The 18,742-nt window shown below is 51.4% G+C and carries 18 protein-coding genes; 16 read left to right on the top strand and 2 right to left on the bottom strand.

Features of this window, described 5'->3' with window-relative positions; translation table 11 throughout:
• Positions 1 to 44: 44 nt before the first annotated feature.
• Together rpsT and uvrB are read right to left on the bottom strand one after the other, a co-directional pair.
• Positions 45 to 305 carry a 30S ribosomal protein S20 gene (gene rpsT, locus QY311_00925; protein WKZ27306.1) on the bottom strand — a complete coding sequence of 87 codons (261 nt, stop codon included), beginning with the start codon at positions 303 to 305 and terminating at the stop codon, positions 45 to 47.
• Positions 306 to 337: 32 nt separating this feature from the next.
• Complete coding sequence (gene uvrB / locus QY311_00920; GenBank protein WKZ27305.1) at positions 338 to 2,344, bottom strand: excinuclease ABC subunit UvrB; 2,007 nt, start codon at positions 2,342 to 2,344, stop codon at positions 338 to 340.
• A 23-nt stretch (positions 2,345 to 2,367) separates the two neighbouring features.
• On the opposite strand from uvrB, the gene ruvA reads away from it, so the two are divergent.
• The 16 genes from ruvA to QY311_00840 all read left to right on the top strand — a co-directional run bounded on the left by ruvA (position 2,368) and on the right by QY311_00840 (position 18,742).
• Positions 2,368 to 2,976 carry a Holliday junction branch migration protein RuvA gene (ruvA, locus tag QY311_00915; GenBank protein ID WKZ27304.1) on the top strand — a complete coding sequence of 203 codons (609 nt, stop codon included), beginning with the start codon at positions 2,368 to 2,370 and terminating at the stop codon, positions 2,974 to 2,976.
• Complete coding sequence (locus QY311_00910; protein ID WKZ27303.1) at positions 2,976 to 3,899, top strand: peptidoglycan bridge formation glycyltransferase FemA/FemB family protein; 924 nt, start codon at positions 2,976 to 2,978, stop codon at positions 3,897 to 3,899. Before ruvA ends, QY311_00910 begins: the two co-directional genes overlap by 1 nt.
• Positions 3,896 to 5,128, top strand: coding sequence for a UDP-N-acetylmuramoyl-L-alanyl-D-glutamate--2,6-diaminopimelate ligase (locus tag QY311_00905; GenBank protein WKZ27302.1), 1,233 nt, complete (start codon positions 3,896 to 3,898; stop codon positions 5,126 to 5,128). Before QY311_00910 ends, QY311_00905 begins: the two co-directional genes overlap by 4 nt.
• A 31-nt stretch (positions 5,129 to 5,159) precedes the next feature.
• Positions 5,160 to 5,636, top strand: coding sequence for a hypothetical protein (locus QY311_00900; protein WKZ27301.1), 477 nt, complete (start codon positions 5,160 to 5,162; stop codon positions 5,634 to 5,636).
• An 8-nt stretch (positions 5,637 to 5,644) separates the two neighbouring features.
• The gene (locus QY311_00895) at positions 5,645 to 7,027 is read left to right on the top strand and encodes an MBL fold metallo-hydrolase (GenBank protein WKZ27300.1); all 1,383 of its coding nucleotides are present in this window, start codon (positions 5,645 to 5,647) and stop codon (positions 7,025 to 7,027) included.
• A 65-nt stretch (positions 7,028 to 7,092) separates the two neighbouring features.
• A complete protein-coding gene (lon, locus tag QY311_00890; protein WKZ27299.1) occupies positions 7,093 to 9,420 on the top strand; it encodes an endopeptidase La in 2,328 nt (775 codons plus the stop codon).
• A gap of 43 nt (positions 9,421 to 9,463) precedes the next feature.
• On the top strand, positions 9,464 to 10,621 hold the full coding sequence (locus QY311_00885; protein WKZ27298.1) for an aromatic amino acid transport family protein: 1,158 nt from the start codon (positions 9,464 to 9,466) through the stop codon (positions 10,619 to 10,621).
• Entirely contained in the window at positions 10,602 to 11,891 is a 1,290-nt protein-coding gene (locus QY311_00880; GenBank protein ID WKZ27297.1) for a hypothetical protein, read from the top strand. The genes QY311_00885 and QY311_00880 overlap by 20 nt, the downstream gene beginning before the upstream one ends.
• On the top strand, positions 11,884 to 12,498 hold the full coding sequence (locus QY311_00875; protein ID WKZ27296.1) for a uracil-DNA glycosylase: 615 nt from the start codon (positions 11,884 to 11,886) through the stop codon (positions 12,496 to 12,498). The genes QY311_00880 and QY311_00875 overlap by 8 nt, the downstream gene beginning before the upstream one ends.
• Position 12,499: 1 nt before the next feature.
• Positions 12,500 to 13,177, top strand: coding sequence for a DedA family protein (locus QY311_00870; protein ID WKZ27295.1), 678 nt, complete (start codon positions 12,500 to 12,502; stop codon positions 13,175 to 13,177).
• Between the two features lie 51 nt (positions 13,178 to 13,228).
• Positions 13,229 to 14,389, top strand: a complete 1,161-nt coding sequence (locus tag QY311_00865; GenBank protein ID WKZ27294.1) for a S8 family serine peptidase — start codon at positions 13,229 to 13,231, stop codon at positions 14,387 to 14,389.
• Positions 14,390 to 14,458: 69 nt separating this feature from the next.
• Positions 14,459 to 15,079, top strand: a complete 621-nt coding sequence (locus tag QY311_00860) for an MFS transporter (GenBank protein WKZ27293.1) — start codon at positions 14,459 to 14,461, stop codon at positions 15,077 to 15,079.
• A gap of 9 nt (positions 15,080 to 15,088) precedes the next feature.
• Positions 15,089 to 16,228: a UDP-N-acetylglucosamine--N-acetylmuramyl-(pentapeptide) pyrophosphoryl-undecaprenol N-acetylglucosamine transferase gene (locus QY311_00855; protein ID WKZ27292.1), complete on the top strand. Its 1,140-nt coding sequence runs from the start codon at positions 15,089 to 15,091 to the stop codon at positions 16,226 to 16,228.
• A gap of 5 nt (positions 16,229 to 16,233) precedes the next feature.
• Positions 16,234 to 17,061 (top strand): AAA family ATPase, encoded by an 828-nt coding sequence (locus QY311_00850; protein ID WKZ27291.1) that lies wholly within the window; start codon positions 16,234 to 16,236, stop codon positions 17,059 to 17,061.
• Positions 17,062 to 17,099: 38 nt separating this feature from the next.
• A complete protein-coding gene (gene frr, locus QY311_00845; GenBank protein WKZ27290.1) occupies positions 17,100 to 17,657 on the top strand; it encodes a ribosome recycling factor in 558 nt (185 codons plus the stop codon).
• Positions 17,657 to 18,742: a M50 family metallopeptidase gene (locus QY311_00840; GenBank protein WKZ27289.1), complete on the top strand. Its 1,086-nt coding sequence runs from the start codon at positions 17,657 to 17,659 to the stop codon at positions 18,740 to 18,742. The genes frr and QY311_00840 overlap by 1 nt, the downstream gene beginning before the upstream one ends.

The raw sequence follows: 18,742 nt of genomic DNA, 5'->3' as shown, positions 1-18,742 counted from the left end.
CACCACCGCCTGAGGCGGTGGTGTTGTAGATGTGCGGTGACAATCTATTTCTTTGCAAGGCGCTTACTAACTCCAGACTTCAAGTTGCTGGCCTTATTTGGCTTAATAACACCAGTTTTTGCAGCCTTATCAATCTTTTGGAACACGGCAGGGAGGAGTTTTTGCGCCTCCTTGATGTTGCCCGCTTCAACGAGTTTGCGGAATTGCTTCACAACATCTTTATATGCCTTTGCGCGCACAACGTTACGAGCGCGTCGCGTCTTTGATTGGCGGAGTGCCTTCTCTGCAGATTTCGTATTTGGCATGGTCGCGAGTATACAATAATGGTTGAACGAAATCAAGTATTCGTGTTATCTCGATGTTTGATCTTTTGGATTTGATCGCGGATGCTCATTGCCGTTTCATAGTCCATTTTACGGATTGCTCGCTCCATCATCTTGGTGAGCTGTGCAACGGCACCCTGTGAGCCAGAGCTTGCAAGCTGAGCAATGGTAGGCGTTTGCACTTCCGCAGGTGCGCGACTTACGGGGAGATCGAATCCGCCAATATGCTTTTGAACGCTCTGCGGAGTGATGCCACGTTCGGCATTATATATTTCTTGTTTTGCGCGGCGACGCTGCGTCTCTCCAACGGCGGCGAGGATTGATTTCGTCTCTTTGTCAGCATAGAGAATGACGTGCCCTTGCGCGTGGCGCGCTGCTCGACCCATGGTTTGAATCATGGTCGTTGTATTGCGCAAGAACCCTTCTTTGTCTGCGTCGAGAATAGCAACGAGCGATACTTCTGGGAGGTCGAGCCCCTCACGCAAAAGATTCACGCCAACAATGACATCGTATGTCCCAAGGCGAAAGTCCTTCAATATCTGAAGTCGATCAAGTGTCTTAATTTCCGAATGGAGATAGTTTACTTTTACATCATTGCGCGCTAAAAACTCGGCCAAGTCTTCCGCCATGCGCTTCGTGAGTGTTGTTATGATGACGCGCTCGTTTTTGGCCTTTCGTTCCCGAATGCGCTCCAAAAGATGCTGGATCTGCCCCTCGCTTGGGTGGATCTCTACGGTCGGATCAAGAAGTCCTGTTGGCCGCACCAGTTGCTCGGCTATGCCCTTTTTCTTTGCCTTCTTCAGCTCATATTCTCCTGGAGTTGCGGAAACGTAGACCGTCTTTTGAATACGCTTTGAAAATTCCGTGAACGTCAGTGGGCGATTATCAATGGCAGATGGGAGTCTAAATCCATATTGCACAAGTGTCGTTTTGCGTGCGTGATCGCCTGCATACATGCTCCGCAATTGAGGCACAGAAATATGGGACTCATCGATAATAGTGAGAAACTCTCCCTTTTGTGCGAAGAAGTCGAGCAGTGTGTATGGGGGCGCTCCTGGTTTACGAAAATCAAGATGTGCCGAATAGTTCTCGATGCCATGACAGTAGCCAGTTTGGCGGATCATCTCCATGTCATGGAGTGTCCGTTCGTGAAGGCGGCCGGCCTCTAGGTGTTTATCCTGCGCCTTAAGCACTTTAATGTGTTTCTGCAGCTCGCTTTTGATATTCTCGATCGCGATTCCATTTTTTGAATCATCAGCGATCCAATATTTTGCTGGAAAGATCGTCGTTTCTTCGACAGGCTCATACACTGGAGTGAGTGTGGCAAGTTCATCAGGATCAGGGATTCGGGCCTGTTCGATATTAACAATGGTCGGACCGCGGAACGTTACGCGGGTCACCTCTTGAGCGCTTGGCGAGATAATCTCAATCTCATCGCGTGTTTTACGGAATGTGCCACGCTTGAGCTCGATGTCCTGGGCGTACTGGAGCCGCATGAGGTTCCGCGCGAGATCAGAAGGCGTCATTTTCTTCTTCTTAAACAATTCAAGGCCCATCTTCTTATAGTCCTCTGGAGAGCCAAGGTTATAGATACATGAAACAGATGCGATGATAATAACATCATCACGGCTCATGATCGCCTGGGTTGCGGCGTGGCGCAGGCGATCAATTTCTTCGTTGATCTTCGAATCTTTTTCAATGTAGGTATCGGTGGTTGGTAGATATGCTTCCGGTTGGTAGTAGTCGAAATAGCTTACAAAATAATGTACGGCATTGTCAGGGAAGAATGTTTTGAATTCTCGATAGAGCTGTGCTGCAAGCGTCTTGTTGTGAGAGATAATAAGCGTTGGACGGTTATATTTCTGGATGACGTGGGCCATGGTAAACGTCTTTCCGGAGCCCGTGACGCCTAAAAGCACCTGGTCACGGAGGCCTTCTTTGAGTCCCTTGGTGAGCTGCGCAATGGCATCCGGCTGATCGCCGGCCGGTTCATAGGCTGCTTTGAGGTTGAAGAGTGGCATGTCGCTGAGAGAAGAATCGTGCTATGCTCTGGCGTATACGTATGATGAGTTATCTGGAAGGATCGGTGATCGCGCGTGGTGAACGCACGCTCACTATTGTTACAGGAGGGGTGGGGTACACCCTTGTCTGTACGTCAAAATTGCAGGAAAGTGTAACAAAAATAGGCGCCACCGTCAAGGCTTTTGTGCATGCCCAAATGAACATGCGCGAGGGCGTTTTTGACCTATACGGCTTTCTTTCAGAGCGTGAAAGGGAGCTCTTCGTGCTTCTTACTTCGGTATCAGGGATTGGTCCCAAGAATGCCATGAGTATTCTTGCAACCGTTGACCCCGCCCTTTTGAAGGCGGCTGTTATGAAAGGAGATGCGGATTACCTGCGTACAGTGGCGGGCCTTGGTCCCAAGACGGCGCAGCGGTTAATTATTGAGCTGAAGACGAAGATTGAGGGCATGGATGTTGGGTCTGCTCCTGATGTCGATCTTGATGCAGAGCGGCAGGCAATGGAGGCACTTGTTGCACTTGGATACTCAGTATACCAGGCGAAGGAGGCGCTATCTCACGTGCCAGCCGAGGCGCGCGATGCTCGTGAGCGCGTTCGAGAAGCGCTTCGTATTCTTAGTAAACAGACATAATGGATTCATCTTTCCTTACGACGCCAGAATGGCTGACATTCCAAAAAACACTAGGTCGCGCGGCTTGGCGATATGATGCGGGCGGCGTTGTGGCAAATATCATTCGCCACGATCTTCCTTTTGGAAAAAATTATCTCTATGTTCCGCACGGGCCGATACTCGATACTCAGGCAGCGCGTGGTGGGTATGATCGTGCCATTCGAGCTTTTGTAGATGCTCTTGTTGCGATAGCTCAAAAAGAGTGCAGCATCTTTGTGAAATGTGAACCGCTCCACGACACGGTGAAGCAGATGCTTATTCGCTCTGGATTTTCGCATAGCGATAAAGCCCTACAGCCCACCCGCTCTCTTTTACTCGATCTTTCTCAGTCGGCAGAGGAGCTCCTTGCGGGCATGCATCACAAAACTCGGTATAACATTCGTTTGGGTGAGCGAAAGGGTTTGCGCCTCGAGCCAAGTATGGACGGGACCGCGTTTTGGCGTCTTATGCAGCAGACTGCAAAGCATGATGGCTTTTCACCGCATCCGGCATCTTACTACCAGGCTCTCATTGATACATTCGCGGGCCCAGGTCCTCTTCAGATACAGCTCTTTCTTGTGCGGTACGAAGATGCGTTTGTTGCCGGTGCTATTATCCTCATATACGGCGATACCATCTATTACCTTCATGGGGCCATGGACCGCGCGTATAAAACACTCAAAGCGCCTAGTTTTATGCGCTGGGAAATTATTCGTCACTATCAAGCCAAGGGGATGCGGTGGTATAACTTCTGGGGCATTGACGATGATCGATGGCCTGGCGTCACGCGCTTTAAAACAGGGTTCGGGGGTGGGGAGGTTGAATATCCGGGCGCATGTGATATGACGATATCGCGCGGGTGGCATGTCGTGTACCGCATTGCCCGTGCTCTTCGATTTTCATGAGTACATTTTTTCGTCGTATAAAAACTTTTATCGCGCCGTGGTATCACGGCGGCATTGCCCATCTGGCGGCAGTATATTATGGCCACCCATCACGCCACATGAAAGTCATCGGGGTGACGGGAACAAAGGGGAAGTCGACTGTCGTTCTCATGATAGCCCACATCTTGGAGGCCGCCGGCCACCGCGTTGCTTCGATTGGTTCTCTTGGGACGCGTATCGGCAGCCAGTCGTGGCCGAATACGCTCAAAATGACGATGCCAGGGCGTTTCTACTTGCAACGCTTTCTTGCGCGTGCCCGCGAGGCTCGCTGTGAGTATGTGGTTATGGAAGTGACATCTGAGGGACTCGCCCAGAATCGTCACTACGGCGTTTCATTTGATGCTGCGGTGTTTACTAACCTGCATCCCGAGCACATTGAATCCCACGGATCTTTTGATCGGTATCGGGAGGCAAAAGAAAAGCTATTCGCTGTCACACCAGGTACGCATATCGTTAATGCCGATGATGCCGCGAGTGAATTTTTTGCACGCCACCCTGCGCAACGCACCATCTTTTTTGGCATTGAGCGTGGAGATATTCGTGCGAGTCATGTGGTTGCCGACGCATATTCAGCATCGTTTCAGGTATTTGACACGCAATGCACGCTGCCGCTGGGGGGTCGTTTTATGGTCATGAACGCGCTGGCAGCAATTGCAACTGCGGCAATGTATGACATCGATGTGCCAACCAGTTGCGCCGCTTTAAAAGCTCTCACCATGGTGCCGGGACGTATGCAGTATGTGCAGCGCCAGCCCTTTGCAGTTGTGATTGACTATGCACACACGCCAGATTCTCTGCGGGCGGTATACGAAACACTGAAGCCACAGGGCAGCGGGCGTTTAATTGTGGTACTGGGAGCGGCTGGCGGCGGGCGCGATACATGGAAGCGTCCTCAATTCGGAGCAATTGCTGGAGAACATGCACACGAAATTATTCTTACGAATGAAGATCCGTATGACGAAGATCCTGATGCGATAGTGCGCGCAGTGCATGCGGGTATCCCTGCGGGAGCATCGGTGCGTGTCATTATGGATCGTGGCCAGGCAATTCGAGCCGCTATTCGTCTCGCTCAGCCTGGTGATGTTGTGGTCATTACCGGGAAGGGCTCAGAAACATCAATTGCGGGTCCTCGCGGCCTTCGTATTTCGTGGTCTGATGCGGAGACTGCACAGCAGGCATTAGGGTCCTGACAACCCCAGGTGACTGGTTTATACTTTTACTATGGATGAGGAGCTCTATGCACGCCTTGCGCGTAGCGAAGAACAGCGTCTCAATACACTCAGCGACACGGGTGGTTTTTGGGGGCTTATTGTGCTCGTACTCCTGCTGTTAGTGGCCGCCGTCCTTATGTTCCGCGCTGGAGATCCGGTTGATCCCAGTACAACCATTCAACCAACGCCTACACAGACAGAGGTTCGCCAGCCACGCATATACACTGTGTCATATCGTGGCGGTGTCTTTAGTCCTACAAATTTGCGCATTCATGTAGGGGACACGGTGCGTATACGGAATGATGGCATCGCTCCGTTGCGAGTTGTGAGTGATCCGCACCCTTCCCACACAGGTCTACCAGGTTTTGATAGTATTTCCGATATTCCACAAGGAAGTTATTTTGCTTTTACCTTTACGAAAGTCGGTATCTTTGGATATCATAACGAGCGCGACAGTTCAGAAACGGGGGCAATCATGGTACGCTAACATTACTCATGGCAAAAACTCTTTCATTTCACGGGGGCACAAAAACGGTTACGGGATCGAACTACCTTATTGAAACTAATGATGCACGTATTCTCATCGATTGCGGCCTCTTCCAGGGTTCACGCTACAATGAATCTCTCAACTTTGAGCCTTTCGCATATAATCCAGTTTCTGTTGGTGCTATTTGCATTACCCACAGTCATGCAGATCACGTAGGGCGTTTGCCGAAGCTCTATCGTGATGGATTTCGCGGAGCGGTGTTGGCAACCGAGCCTTCAGCTGCAGTTATGCGCGTCGCACTTTTTGATACGTTTGAGAAGATGATGCAAGATGCCCAGGAGGAAGGCCGTCAGCCGATGTATTATCGTGAAGATGTTGAAGCCGTCCTTCAGCTCATTGAACCTATCCGCTACGACGAGCCGCGAGGTGTCGGCTCGTTGACGGTCACATTTCGTCAATCAAGCCACATTCTCGGCTCGGCATTTGTAGAAGTGCGCATCCCTGAGGCGTCGGGGGAGCGACTTGTGCTCTTTACGGGCGATCTCGGCAATCCTCCTTCGGCTATTTTGGATCCCATTGATGAGCCAGGAGCTGCTCACGATGTCATTATTGAAGCCGCATACGGCAATCGCTTGCATGAGGATCGTGATGAACGACGCACGATCTTGCGCGATACTATTTTAGAAACAGTCCGTTCGGAAGGAACGCTGATGATCCCTTCGTTTGCCATTGAGCGAACGCAGGAAATTTTACTTGAACTCGAAGAGCTTTTCAGCACGGGGCAAATTCCTAGCTCCATCTCTGTGTTTGTAGACAGCCCGCTCGCTATTCATATCACTGAGGTATACAGTAAATTCTCAAACTATATGAATAGTGATGCAGTGCAAACACTGGAGAAATATGGCGGCCTCTTCTCTTTCCCGTGGCTTACGTTCACGCACACAGTGGAGCAATCAAAGAGCATTAACAATGTCCGAGGCGCGAAGATTATTATTGCAGGATCGGGTATGTCGCAAGGTGGTCGCATCTTGCACCATGAAACGCGATATCTTCCCGACCCAAAGAGCACCATTTTATTTGTGGGGTATCAAGTACAAGGAAGTCTTGGGAGGCGCATTCTCGACAAAGAGCCGCAAGTCACCATCTTTGGCCAACCGGTTCCGGTGAAATGCCGCGTGAAGGCAATTGGCGGATATTCAGCACACGCAGATCAGCAGGGGCTCATGGATTTTCTCAAGCGCATTCATGCTAAGGGCAAGCTCTCTCGCGTGTTTGTTGTACAAGGGGAGCCGGATGCTGTTGCAGCATTAAGTGAGCGCATTACTACAGAGCTTGGCGTTGAGGCGTTCACGCCAGACCAAGGGGCTTCATTCCCTCTTGACGAAAAATAAAAAACGGGTTGATTTTAGCGGCCCTCCATGCTAGGATAGGGGCGCTTGTCCGTTATTCTCTCCATATGGCAACCATTTCAATTCCAGAAGAGCTGCCGTTAATTCCGTTGAAAAATACGGTGCTTTTCCCAAAGATCGTCATGCCTCTGGTGGTTCAGCGCCAGAAGTCTGTGCATGCTTTAGATGTTGCTATGGCTCGAGATCAGCTCGTGTGTTTTGTTGCGCAAAAGGATATGCGCGATGATGTCTCGGCGGATGACTTCTATCGCATTGGCGTTGTGGGCAGAGTTATTTCTGTATTCCGCCTTCCGGACGGTTCGGCAAAGGTAGACGTAGAGGGCATCATGCGTGTGCGCTTGGAAAACATCCTTCAGGATGATCCGCTGTTCCGCGTGCGCGTTTCCGCATTGCCTCTGCAGCACACACACGATGATCTCCCGACGCAGGTTTTGCTGCGCCGTGTTATTGATCAGTTTTTGAAAATTTCAGAACTACGCTCTGTGCAATCAGTTGCCCCAGAGGTTGCATTCATGATCTCTAACAGTAAAGACGTCGAACAAATTATTAGCTTCGTTGCAGTGAACGTGAACCATGGTGGCCCCGACGATCAGCAGCGTGTGCTTGAGCAGGTTGCAAGCAAGGATGCGCTTTCTCATTTAAACGTGCTCATTGCGCGCGAACTAGAAATTCTTGAAACAGAACGCTCGCTCGCCCGCGAAACAAAGAAGAAGATTGGAAAGATGCAACGAGAGATGTTCCTGCGTGAGCAAATGAAGAGTATTGAAAAAGAGCTTGGCGTTGATGACGAGCAGGCTGAGTTTGAGGTATTGCGTGAAAAAATTCTCGCAACGCATATGCCAGAAGAAACAGAGGCGAAGGCCCTCAAGGAGCTTGGCCGCCTTTCCCGCATGCCCCCATACAGTCCGGAGACCTCTTACATCCGTACATACTTAGATTGGTTGATTGAGCTACCGTGGCAGAAAATCTCGGAAGAAAAAATCGATCTCAAGGAGGCGGAAAAAATCTTACACACCGACCACCACGGCATGGAGAAGGTGAAGGAGCGTATTTTGGAATATATTGCCGTAAAAAAGAAGGTTGCGAAACTCCGCGGTCCTATCTTGTGTTTTGTCGGTCCGCCAGGAACTGGAAAAACATCTGTCGGGAAATCTATCGCCCGTGCACTGGGGCGCACTTTTGTGCGCATGTCGCTTGGCGGCATCCGCGATGAAGCTGAAATCCGTGGGCACCGTCGCACGTACGTAGGGGCGATGCCGGGCCGCATCATTCAGAGCATGAACAACGCAAAGGTGAAGAATCCCGTGATTATGCTCGATGAAATCGATAAAATCGGCGCCGATTTTCGAGGAGATCCATCCGCGGCGCTCCTTGAAGCCCTTGATCCGGAGCAAAACAGTTCATTCTCAGATCACTATCTTGAGGTACCATTCGATCTTTCGGACGTTCTTTTTATCGCAACGGCGAATACGCTTGATACCATTCCACCGGCGTTGCGTGATCGTCTCGAGATCATCCGTTTCCCTGGATATACCGAGCTTGAAAAAATTGAGATCGCGAAACAATTTATCCTCCCAAAGGTTCTCGAAAATCACGGCCTGACGAAGCGCTCAGTAACATTCCCTGTTCCAGTGCTTAAGGATATTGTCACCAAGCATACCTATGAAGCGGGCGTGCGCGATCTCGAGCGGCAGATTGCTACCGTTGTGCGCAAAGCTACGCGCCAACTCGTGCAAAATCCTAAGAAGACATCAATTGCAATTACACCTGCAACTCTTCATACGTACCTAGGCCCCGTGAAGTTCACCCACCAGAAAGCGGAAGCAAAAGATGAAATTGGTGTAGCAACAGGCATGGTGTGGATGCCAACTGGCGGCGACGTACTCACGATCGAGGCGACGATGATGCCTGGCAAAGGACGTCTTACTCTTACAGGACAACTGGGAGACATGACCCGTGAGTCTGCGCAAGCTGCTTTGAGTTTTGCGCGTGGCTATGTGGCGAAGCACAAAAAGACCAAAGAAGATTTTGGTGCTTTTGACGTACACATTCACCTTCCTTCAGGGGCGATTAAAAAAGATGGTCCGTCCGCGGGTACAGGTCTTGCAACTGCCCTCATCTCTCTTTTTTCTGGCGCTCCTGTGCGTCGCGACGTTGCTATGACGGGCGAGGTGACCCTCCGTGGTAAGGTATTGGAAATCGGTGGCGTAAAAGAAAAGGTACTTGGTGCGCATCGAGCTGGCATCCGCCACGTCATACTTCCGATGGATAATAAGAAAGATTTGGAGGACATTCCTGCGGAGATCAAGAAGCGTGTGACTGTTCATTTCGTGCGCACGATGGATGATGTGCTCAAGATCGCGCTGCGGGCATAACATATCCCTTTCTGGCGCCTAGGGCGCGTGATATGCTCTGCATATGCGCGCTGGGTATTTTTTCGATCCGCAATTTCTTCACGCTACTGCAGTACTTGCGGGGACGATGGTCGGCGTCGGCATTTTTGGTATTCCGTTTGCGTTTGCAAAGGCTGGCTTCGGCATGGGCCTTATTTTTTTTGCCTTAACCATCTCCGCGACGATCGCGATGAATTTAATGTTCTCGGAAGTGATCTTGCGAACACGAGGCAAGCACCAGCTTGTTGGATACACGCGACAATATCTCGGCCTCACATCACAGCGCATCGTGCTTCTCGCAAATGTCCTTGGTATTTCTGGGGCATTGCTCGCATACATTATTGCGGCAGGGGAATTTCTTTCCGGGCTCGCCGGACCTTTCACTGGACTTGAAGCGAGTTGGTTCTCATTCGCATTCTTCTTGGTCGTTTCGTGTATTTTGCCATTTGGCTTCCGCACCATCGCAACAATAGAGTTTGGTCTTGCAATTATATTTACGCTCATCATTGTATCCATTGCGGGGGTGAGCGTCCCCCACATATCCGTCGAGCACCTTCAGGGTTTTAATAGTGACTTTTGGTTTTTGCCCTACGGAGTGCTTCTCTTTGCGTTTGCAGGGTTAACATCGCTACCCATCCAACGCGAGGTGTTGCGTGGAAAAGAGCGCTTATTGCGCCCCTCTATTATTACTGCGGTGAGTATTGTTGGTACGCTCTTTCTCTTGTTCACGACCGCTGTCGTGGGTGTGATGGGACCGAATACCGAGCCGCAGGCGTTGACGAACCTTGCCGATACGCTGGGCGGGGTTGGTCACCTCATTGTGACACTCGGGTCACTCTTCGGGGTGGTTGCGATCACAACGTCGTATCTTATGTTGGGCACAGCACTTACTGATATCTTCAGGCTCGATTATGGTATTCCGCGTCGGTGGGCGCTGGTACTTGCTGGGCTTCCGCCCATCCTTCTGTATATCCTTGGCCTACGAAGTTTCATCACGGTGATTGGTCTGATTGGCACTCTGGCAATTGGGATTGAATCCGTCGTACTTATTATGCTGTACCAGCGGTCCCAAAAAGAAGGTACGCGTGACCCAGAATATAAGGTGCATATTCCTATTGCGCTTCAAATAGCGCTTGCTATGGTGTTTGTGGGGGGAGTGATATATGAGCTTCTTTTTGCGTAAGTATGCAGGTCGGATTGAGCGCATTATATGGTATGCGTGGTGTGCGCTTCTTCCCGTACAAACACGCTGGGTGCTATGGTCTGCTGACTGGTATTTTATAGAATGGCGCTCTGCATTTTTGTATGCATCCGATTTCCTCTATGGAGGCGTTGTATTGCTTTGGGCGTTGCGCACGTGGCGGAGACGGACATCTCTATGGCGCCCGAGCGACACAATTCTCGGCGCAGTGCTTATCTGGGCTCTGATGGGTCTTATATGGTCTGATAGCGTGGGAACGGCGCTTCACGTGTGGCTACGACTTATTCAAGGCGTGAGTGTGTATATCATGGCGCGCACTACAATTGGCACCTTTGTGTCTGGCGCACGCACAGCAATCGCGTTGGGCATCGGTGTTTCGGTGCAGGCTTTCATCGCGATTGCGCAGTTTCTCGTGCAGCATGATATCGGCCTGCGCATGCTTGGTGAGACGCTTCTGGCTCCGGGAATGTTTGGGGTCGCATCTTTCTTTGTTGATGCAGTTCCGGTGCTGCGTGCCTATGGGACATTTCCGCATGCAAATGTGCTCGCTGCATGGATGCTTCTTGCGCTGTGTCTTGGGATGGGGGCGACCCGCTTCTCTCGCTCATGGGCACTTGGCATCCTCGCGGCCGCGTGGACATGGGCATATGCGCTCTCTTTTTCGCGCACCGCATGGTTTGCTGGAGCGGTGATTGGATTGGTGATGATAATTCGGAATCAGGTGCGCGCCCTACCGCGAGCTTTCGTGTGGGGAGTCGGTGTTGGTGTTGTGTCGATCTTTCTTCTCTTTCCACACTACTTTCTGACACGCGCTCGCATTGATGCAGGCGAAGAAGCTGTACGTCTGCGGGCGTTGTATGTACGAGAATCGGTGCAGGAGGCATCAGAGCACCCTTTTAGCTTTTCTACCATCGCTGGCGTGGGGGTTGGGCAATACACTACATGGCTCGCTGGGGCCGTGCCCTTTCTGCCCCGCCAATATTATCAGCCTGCACACAGCGTGCCTCTCTTGGTCTTTACAGAACTTGGCGTCATTGGATCACTGCTTATTGTGTGGTGGCTTGTCCGTGTCTTTCAGGAATTACGTCACGTTGCTCTGAGGAGAGATTATGTATTTTGGGGCGTGTGTGCCTCTATCTTGATCCTTGGGCTTTTTGATCACTTCTTCTGGACAATCCATCAGGGGCGAATGGCATTCTGGCTTTTACTAGGTGCATTCAGTACAATGCGTACACATTGGTACGATGCATAGCGAACCATCTCAGCGCACGCAACTTATGAGGGCGATAAAAGATGAGGTATTTGCACTCACTACATCGCCACTCTATCGTGAACGGGCAGAGTCCGGAGCCTTTCCAGTTATCGGCGAGGGGAGTCATGACGCGCGCATTGTCTTTGTGGGGGAGGCGCCTGGTAAAAATGAGGCAAAGACGGGGAGACCATTCTGTGGAGCATCTGGAAAAGTGCTCGATGCTTTGCTCCAGGGCGTTGGGATTGCGCGTAGTGACGTGTACATTACAAATGTAGTGAAGGACCGGCCTCCCATGAATCGCGACCCACTTCCCGAAGAGATCGCGCTCTATGGCCCATTTCTTGAACGCCAGCTCACTATTATACGACCGAACGTTGTAGTCCCTCTTGGGCGCTTCGCGATGGCGTATATTATGGAGCTGTACGGTATTGGCCATGAGTTAAAGCCTATTAGTCACATTCACGGCACGGCATTTTTGGGAACAGCGCCATGGGGCGCCATCCACGTTATGCCCCTCTACCATCCTGCGGTAGCGGTGTATAATCGTAATATGCTCCCAACGTTACAGAAAGACATTGCGCAGCTGGTAAGTCTGGTGACGCACTAGTATGGAGGCGTTTATTCAAACTATACAGGGGTACATCGGTAGCATTGACCAGTATTGGTACCCTATTCTTTTTGTGGGGCTTTTTATCGAAGGATTTAGCGCGCTCCTTGTGGGGGGCTTTTTAATTTCTATCGGGGCCATTTCCTTTGTGCCCGGTGTGTTAGTGCTGAGTGCCGGAGAAATCCTTGCTGGATATATGTGGTTTGGAGCCGGGGCGTGGGGCGGTACAGCATCGCTCCAATGGTTTGTGAAAGATCGTCCAGGCCGGGAACGGCTCTTAGCTCGAGTGCGCAGAGCATTTGAACAGTATGGGGGGGCGGTGATTTTTCTTGCTAAAGTCACATTTTCGATCACCATCGTGACACAAATTCTCGCAGGGTCTTTAAAATATCCTCTCCGCAAATTCTCACTCTACAACATCGCGGGTTCTATCATTTGGGTCGGCATTGTCGCGGGCTTTGGGTTTTTCTTTGGCGCCAGCTATCAGGCGTTTGTCGATTATTGGGACAATGTGAGTAATATTATTTTAGTAGCTCTTGTTACTATCGCGCTGATTATTCTCTTTCGTTCGATATTCCGTTCTGTTATCTCTGAATACCTTGATATCACAGAGGGTATAGAGCGCATCCATACATTCTCACACAAGGTATTCCGTATATTTTTTGGTCCGCGCACGTAAGCGTCCTCGCGTTGCCCAGAGATGGTGAATATGGTATACTGGGAGAACGTTATGAAACTTAGGAAATATGCGGTGTTTTGTGCGCTTTTCCTAGCGCTCTCACTCTCGCATTCCGCAAGCGCGGCAACTAAGCAATCAAATCCGGAATCCCGGTTTTTTGTGAAGTCGCAGTCGCCTCTGTGGCGAAACAGTTTCGGTGCTCGACACGTATTCCCGGATGGGTTTTCTGCCAATCTTTCTGATTGGCAGCTTCGCGTTGCTCGCGCACTGAATATTGAAACTCAGCCTATTAAGCAGCTGTTTATCTTAGAGGCTTCAGGAGAGCGCTCTCTGCCGGATGCTTCGATCCCTTGGGGCGTTGGCTCTATGTACGATCTTCCCTCTCTGGCCACTCGGCCTGTTGGCGGCAAGGGTGTGACGGTTGCTGTCATTGATACTGGCATTGCCCAACATCCGGATCTCGACCGCCGCGTCACTATCTGTAAGGACTTTACCGTTGCACGAGGGAGCTCTACCAGTTGTGTAGACACCAACGGTCACGGTACGCATGTTGCAGGTGTTATTGCGGCTGATGGTGGAGAGGATGGGCTGGGTGTTTTTGGTGTTGCCCCTGAAGCATCGCTCGCCGTTTACCGAGCGTGCTCAGAAGATGGCGAATGTTGGGTCGACGATGTCGCTGCGGCAATTCGTGCCGGCGTTGACGATGGTGCGCAGATTATCGTGGTGAGTATGGGTGCCGATTCTGCACACAGCATTCTTGCCAACGCGGTAAAGTACGCAACCGACAAAGGTGCGTTGGTAATCGCTGCGGCGGGTAATGACGGGCCATACGCGGGAAGTATTGATATTCCTGCGCGCTTGCCCGGCGTTCTTGCTGTTGGTGCGCTCGACGCGCAAGGCGGCACGCCTGAATGGAGTTCGCGCGGTACTAACTCTCGTTCTCTCTTGGGAGTGTTAGAAGAGGGAGATATTGCATTTGCTGCTCCTGGCATACGCATACAGGGCCCATGGCTTCTCGGTGGATATGCTGAATTGTCAGGTACCTCAGTCGCTGCGCCGCATATTGCGGGCGTTGCCGCAAAAGTGTGGAATGCAACGGTCAAAAACCCTGCGTACTATGTTCGTGACGTTTTAGAAAAGATTGCTCGCGATCAAGGAGTTGAGGGAGAAGATAACGCAACGGGTCTTGGTACTCCGGTCATAAGTCAGTAGCGCTTCTAGAAAAAAGAATCCCCGACGCCGCATTGCGGCGTTGCTTTGTTTTTCGGTACAATGGAGGTAATGCGGATCAATCACGTTATCAAAACTCTCATCACGTCAGATTTTCTTATCAATTCGGGCTTCTCCTCTTTTGGTCCCATCTTTGCGGTCTTCGTTACGCAACAAATCGATGGCGGCTCGGTGCAGGTTGTCGGTTTCGGGACAGCAATCGCACAATTCTGCAAGGTGATTTTCCAAATCCCTACAGCCCGATATCTTGATAAAAATCATGGGGAGTATGACGACTTCATCTCGATGGTGCTTGGAACGGCGCTTGTCTCCGCAACACCGTTTTTATACCTCTTTGCATCGGTGCCTCTTCACATTTACTTAATCCAAGGGTTGTTTGGTCTCGGCCTCGCATTAACCGTGCCACCATGGTATGCCATTTTTACTCGCCACATTGATCGAGGGCAGGAGAATGTCGAGTGGTCTCTCGAGTCGGTTGCAATTGGTATTTCGGGTGCGTGCGCTGCGGCGCTTGGAGGACTCCTCGCAACGCGCTTTGGATTTCAATCAGTCTTTTTTATCGCCGGACTCTTTACGATGGCGGGAATGGGAGTACAGTTACTGATATACAATGATCTGCGACGTAAAGTGCCTCGTGGCGTTGTGAAGCCAACTCCTGATCGCATCGGGTAATACGTTATTATGGAACTTCGCTTTCTTCTCGTCGGTGGCGGTTCAGGTGGACATGCATTTCCACTTGCAGCAATTGCTCGCGCGCTGGTAGAGCGCGGTGAGGCGCAGGGGCACTCGGTACGGATCCTTATGATGGGTGCGGGCGGGCGCGATGGGTTTCTTGCGCGTGCTGCGCAAGAGTATGGGTTTGCACATACATCAATTATTGCAGGAAAAACTGATCGGAGTGCCTTTCGTCTTCCTTGGGAGGGCGTCAAAACGTGCATCGGCTTTATCCAGGCGCTGTGGCGACTCCTCTGGTTTATGCCCGATGCGGTGATAAGTAAGGGAGGATACGATTCGTTTGCTCCTTCTCTAGCCGCGCGTCTTTATTTCATTCCACTCTTTCTCCACGAGTCAGATACGATTCCTGGTTCGGTGCAGCGCATTCTCGCGCCGTTTGCGCGCGGCGTGTTTTTGGGTTTTTCAGAGGCACAGCGTTTTTTTGGCAAAGTCCCTACTCTGGTAACCGGTAATCCAGTGCGTCCCGATATTTCTGCGGGCGATCGTGCTCGTGCACTCGCCACGTTTCACGTGGCAGATGGCATCCCCACACTTCTTGTGCTTGGAGGAAGTCAGGGAGCGCAACAAATAAACGACATTATCCTTTCGGGAATTGCTGAAATGACGGAAACCGCAAACGTTATTCACCAGTGTGGGACGGTGAATCACCCTGTTGTGCAAACAGAACGTGAACGGTTAATTCGAGACGGTGCTGGCTCATATGGCGACCGCATTGCGGCACGTTATGCTGCCGTGCCATTCCTTGATGGCAAAGACCTTGCTGATGCGTATGCCCTTGCAGATGTCGTTGTTGCTCGCGCGGGTGCCGGCACTCTTGCTGAACTACTCCTTCTTGGTAAGCCGGCAGTTGTTGTGCCGCTTGCGTGGGCCGCTCACGGACACCAGCTTGCGAACGCAACTGCTGTTGCCCAGTTTGGCGTACGCATTGTAGAGGGAGAAAATATCACCCCTCACATTCTCATGAATCAGATTCGTGCCCTTTTAAATCCTGAAGAGCGCACACGAGTAAGTGCCCTTATGCGCACGGGTGCGCGTCCGGATGCGGCGGCTCAAGTTGCGGATGCGGTGCTCAAGAGTATACTCTAGCCACTATGCCTTGGCGTACTATTGGGTTTGAAACTCACAAGAAGCGTTGGGAGCAGGGGTTGAGTGGCGGAGCGCACGCTTTTTTGTGGTCGGGCCTTGAGGGGATTGGAAAGCGCACATTTGCGCTTGAGGTTATCGAGCGCGTACAACCCGACCCTGGCGGACGGATTATGATCGCCCCGAATGACGAAGAGGGTAATCAAACAATCTCAGTACAAGATATTCGCAACATCATCCCACTCACAACATTGGCTGCTATCCAAGGCCCTTTGTGCATTATCATTGACGGTATTGAATTATTGAGTCGCGAGGCAGCGCCAGCGCTCCTCAAAACACTTGAAGAGCCGCGTGGACACGTACTTTTTATTGGCATCACTCATAATATTGGTTCAGTACTTCCCACCATTCGCTCTCGGTGCGTGCCTGAATCGTTTGCTGCGCACGCTGATAGTGTCATCGCAGCGCTCCCCGAGATAACATCATTGAGCGCGAAAGATCGTGAACGGGCAGTCTCAATTGCATGCGGTCGTATCGGATGGGTAAAGCGCGTGCATGCCAACGGTACGCTTGAGGCTCTTTGTGCTCATGCTGATGCGTTTGAGCGTCTTCAGAAAGAAGGGGCCGCAGAGAGACTTTTATATGCCCAAAAGCTCATCGCCGACGGGGCGCTTTCCGATGCTCTTGATGTGTGGGTCGCGGCTGCACACCGGAACCCTTCGATGTTTGCTTCGCGTCCCCATGTTTTGCGCGGCCTTATTGATCTTGCAGAGAGCGCGCGATTTTCAAATGCGAATCAGCGGATTGCGCTTGAAAGCTTTCTCTTGAGTTTCTGACTTTTGTTTCTGGCGCGCCTCTGATACACTAGGCGGGTATGTATCAAGCACTCATTCAGTCAAAAAAGAAGGATTTTGATAGTATTTTTACCTTTGCACAGCAGGAGGCTGCTGCATTGCGCACGGGACGCGCTCACAGCAGTATTGTGTCTGACATTCCGGTAGAATATCTCGGTTCCCGACTTACGGTTAAAGAGCTTGCGAGCATTACCGTGCCTGAGCCGCGCACGATTTTCATTCAGCCATGGGACAAGGGCGCCCTGTCTGCTATTGAAGCGGGAATCCGCGCAAGTACGCTTGGTCTGAATCCGGTCGTCGATGGGACGACCGTCAGGCTCAACATTCCGCCACTCACGGAGGAGCGTCGCAAGGAATTGGTGCGCACGCTTCATAGTAAAATGGAAGAGGCTCGCATCCGTATTCGCCAAGTGCGAGAGGATATTCTCAAAAAAGTACAGACCGCAGTGCGCGAGAAAGAGGCGCGTGAAGACGACCTCCGCCATGCAAAAGATGCGGTGCAGAAAGTAGTCGATGAGCTGCACGAAAAAATTGATACCCTCGCGCGGGCTAAAGAGCAGGAGCTCATGCAATCGTAATGACGGCCATTCTCTTTATTCTCGTTATCAGTGTACTCATTTTCATCCATGAATTGGGGCATTTTGTCATGGCGAAGCGTGCCGGAATGCGTGTTGAGGAATTCGGTTTCGGGTTTCCTCCGCGCCTGTGGGGCGTACGACGTGGCGAGACCGTTTACTCAATTAACTGGATACCGTTTGGCGGCTTTGTGAAGGTGTTTGGGGAAGATGGAGAGCACGCAAGCGCTCCTCGGAGCTTTTCGTCAGGGACCGCATGGCAGCGCTTCGCTGTTCTTGTTGCAGGTATTGTGATGAATTTTGTGCTCGCAGCGGTGCTTTTGATGGTGAATAATGCGGTTGGCGTGCGCACTGCCTTGGACGAAGCTGATCCGCAGGCGCTCGCAGACGCTACGCAAAAAGCGGTATATATCGCGCGCGTAGCCCCTGAAAGTCCAGCGGATGCAGCCGGTATGCGTACGCTCGATGTCCTTGTATCGGCGCAGTACGAGCACATAGTGCAGCCGATTACTACTGCGGCGGATGTGCAGACGTTCACCAACGAATACAAAGGAAAGACGGTTCAATTCACGGTGCGTCGTGGGGATGAAACGCTGGTACGCGATGTTGCGCTCCGGGCAGATCCTCCTGCCGGGCAGGGTCCGCTGGGCATCTCTCCACTGCTGATCGGCAAAGTGTCCCACCCTTGGTACGAAGCTCCGTTCCGCGGAGTGGCTGATGCGGTACGCCTCACTTGGGCAACGGTACAGGGTTACGCGGGTGTACTGGCGAGGCTGGTTACGACTGGCAATGTAGGTGCGGATCTTTCTGGACCAATCGGCATCGCGTCTCTTACGGGCCAAGCGGCTCGTGTTGGTTGGGACTATCTCATCCAATTCGTTGCCATGATTTCTATCAATCTCGCGGTCTTAAATGCATTTCCGTTCCCAGCGCTTGACGGTGGTCGTATTCTTTTTCTCGCGATTGAAAAAATGCGCGGCGTTCCGCTTGCGCACACTACCGAAGGGCTCGTAAATGGTATTGGATTTCTCGTTCTTATCCTTGCGATGATTCTGATTACAGTTCGCGATGTTATGCAATTACTTTAA

Source organism: Candidatus Paceibacterota bacterium, from assembly GCA_030583765.1.
Taxonomy (GTDB): domain Bacteria; phylum Patescibacteriota; class Minisyncoccia; order 2-02-FULL-40-12; family GWA2-44-9.
The sequence above is the reverse complement of the archived record's forward strand: the minus strand, read 5'-3'. Positions and strand labels throughout refer to the sequence as shown.

Coding starts and splice junctions, on each gene's coding strand:
- QY311_00900 (WKZ27301.1), top strand. CDS start 5,160: ATGGATGAGGAGCTCTATGCACGCCTTGCGCGTAGCGAAGAACAGCGT.
- QY311_00850 (WKZ27291.1), top strand. CDS start 16,234: ATGCCTTGGCGTACTATTGGGTTTGAAACTCACAAGAAGCGTTGGGAG.
- QY311_00905 (WKZ27302.1), top strand. CDS start 3,896: ATGAGTACATTTTTTCGTCGTATAAAAACTTTTATCGCGCCGTGGTAT.
- QY311_00895 (WKZ27300.1), top strand. CDS start 5,645: ATGGCAAAAACTCTTTCATTTCACGGGGGCACAAAAACGGTTACGGGA.
- QY311_00875 (WKZ27296.1), top strand. CDS start 11,884: ATGCATAGCGAACCATCTCAGCGCACGCAACTTATGAGGGCGATAAAA.
- lon (WKZ27299.1), top strand. CDS start 7,093: ATGGCAACCATTTCAATTCCAGAAGAGCTGCCGTTAATTCCGTTGAAA.
- frr (WKZ27290.1), top strand. CDS start 17,100: ATGTATCAAGCACTCATTCAGTCAAAAAAGAAGGATTTTGATAGTATT.
- QY311_00855 (WKZ27292.1), top strand. CDS start 15,089: ATGGAACTTCGCTTTCTTCTCGTCGGTGGCGGTTCAGGTGGACATGCA.
- QY311_00840 (WKZ27289.1), top strand. CDS start 17,657: ATGACGGCCATTCTCTTTATTCTCGTTATCAGTGTACTCATTTTCATC.
- QY311_00885 (WKZ27298.1), top strand. CDS start 9,464: ATGCGCGCTGGGTATTTTTTCGATCCGCAATTTCTTCACGCTACTGCA.
- QY311_00880 (WKZ27297.1), top strand. CDS start 10,602: ATGAGCTTCTTTTTGCGTAAGTATGCAGGTCGGATTGAGCGCATTATA.
- QY311_00870 (WKZ27295.1), top strand. CDS start 12,500: ATGGAGGCGTTTATTCAAACTATACAGGGGTACATCGGTAGCATTGAC.
- uvrB (WKZ27305.1), bottom strand. CDS start 2,344: ATGCCACTCTTCAACCTCAAAGCAGCCTATGAACCGGCCGGCGATCAG.
- QY311_00860 (WKZ27293.1), top strand. CDS start 14,459: ATGCGGATCAATCACGTTATCAAAACTCTCATCACGTCAGATTTTCTT.
- rpsT (WKZ27306.1), bottom strand. CDS start 305: ATGCCAAATACGAAATCTGCAGAGAAGGCACTCCGCCAATCAAAGACG.
- QY311_00865 (WKZ27294.1), top strand. CDS start 13,229: ATGAAACTTAGGAAATATGCGGTGTTTTGTGCGCTTTTCCTAGCGCTC.
- ruvA (WKZ27304.1), top strand. CDS start 2,368: ATGCTCTGGCGTATACGTATGATGAGTTATCTGGAAGGATCGGTGATC.
- QY311_00910 (WKZ27303.1), top strand. CDS start 2,976: ATGGATTCATCTTTCCTTACGACGCCAGAATGGCTGACATTCCAAAAA.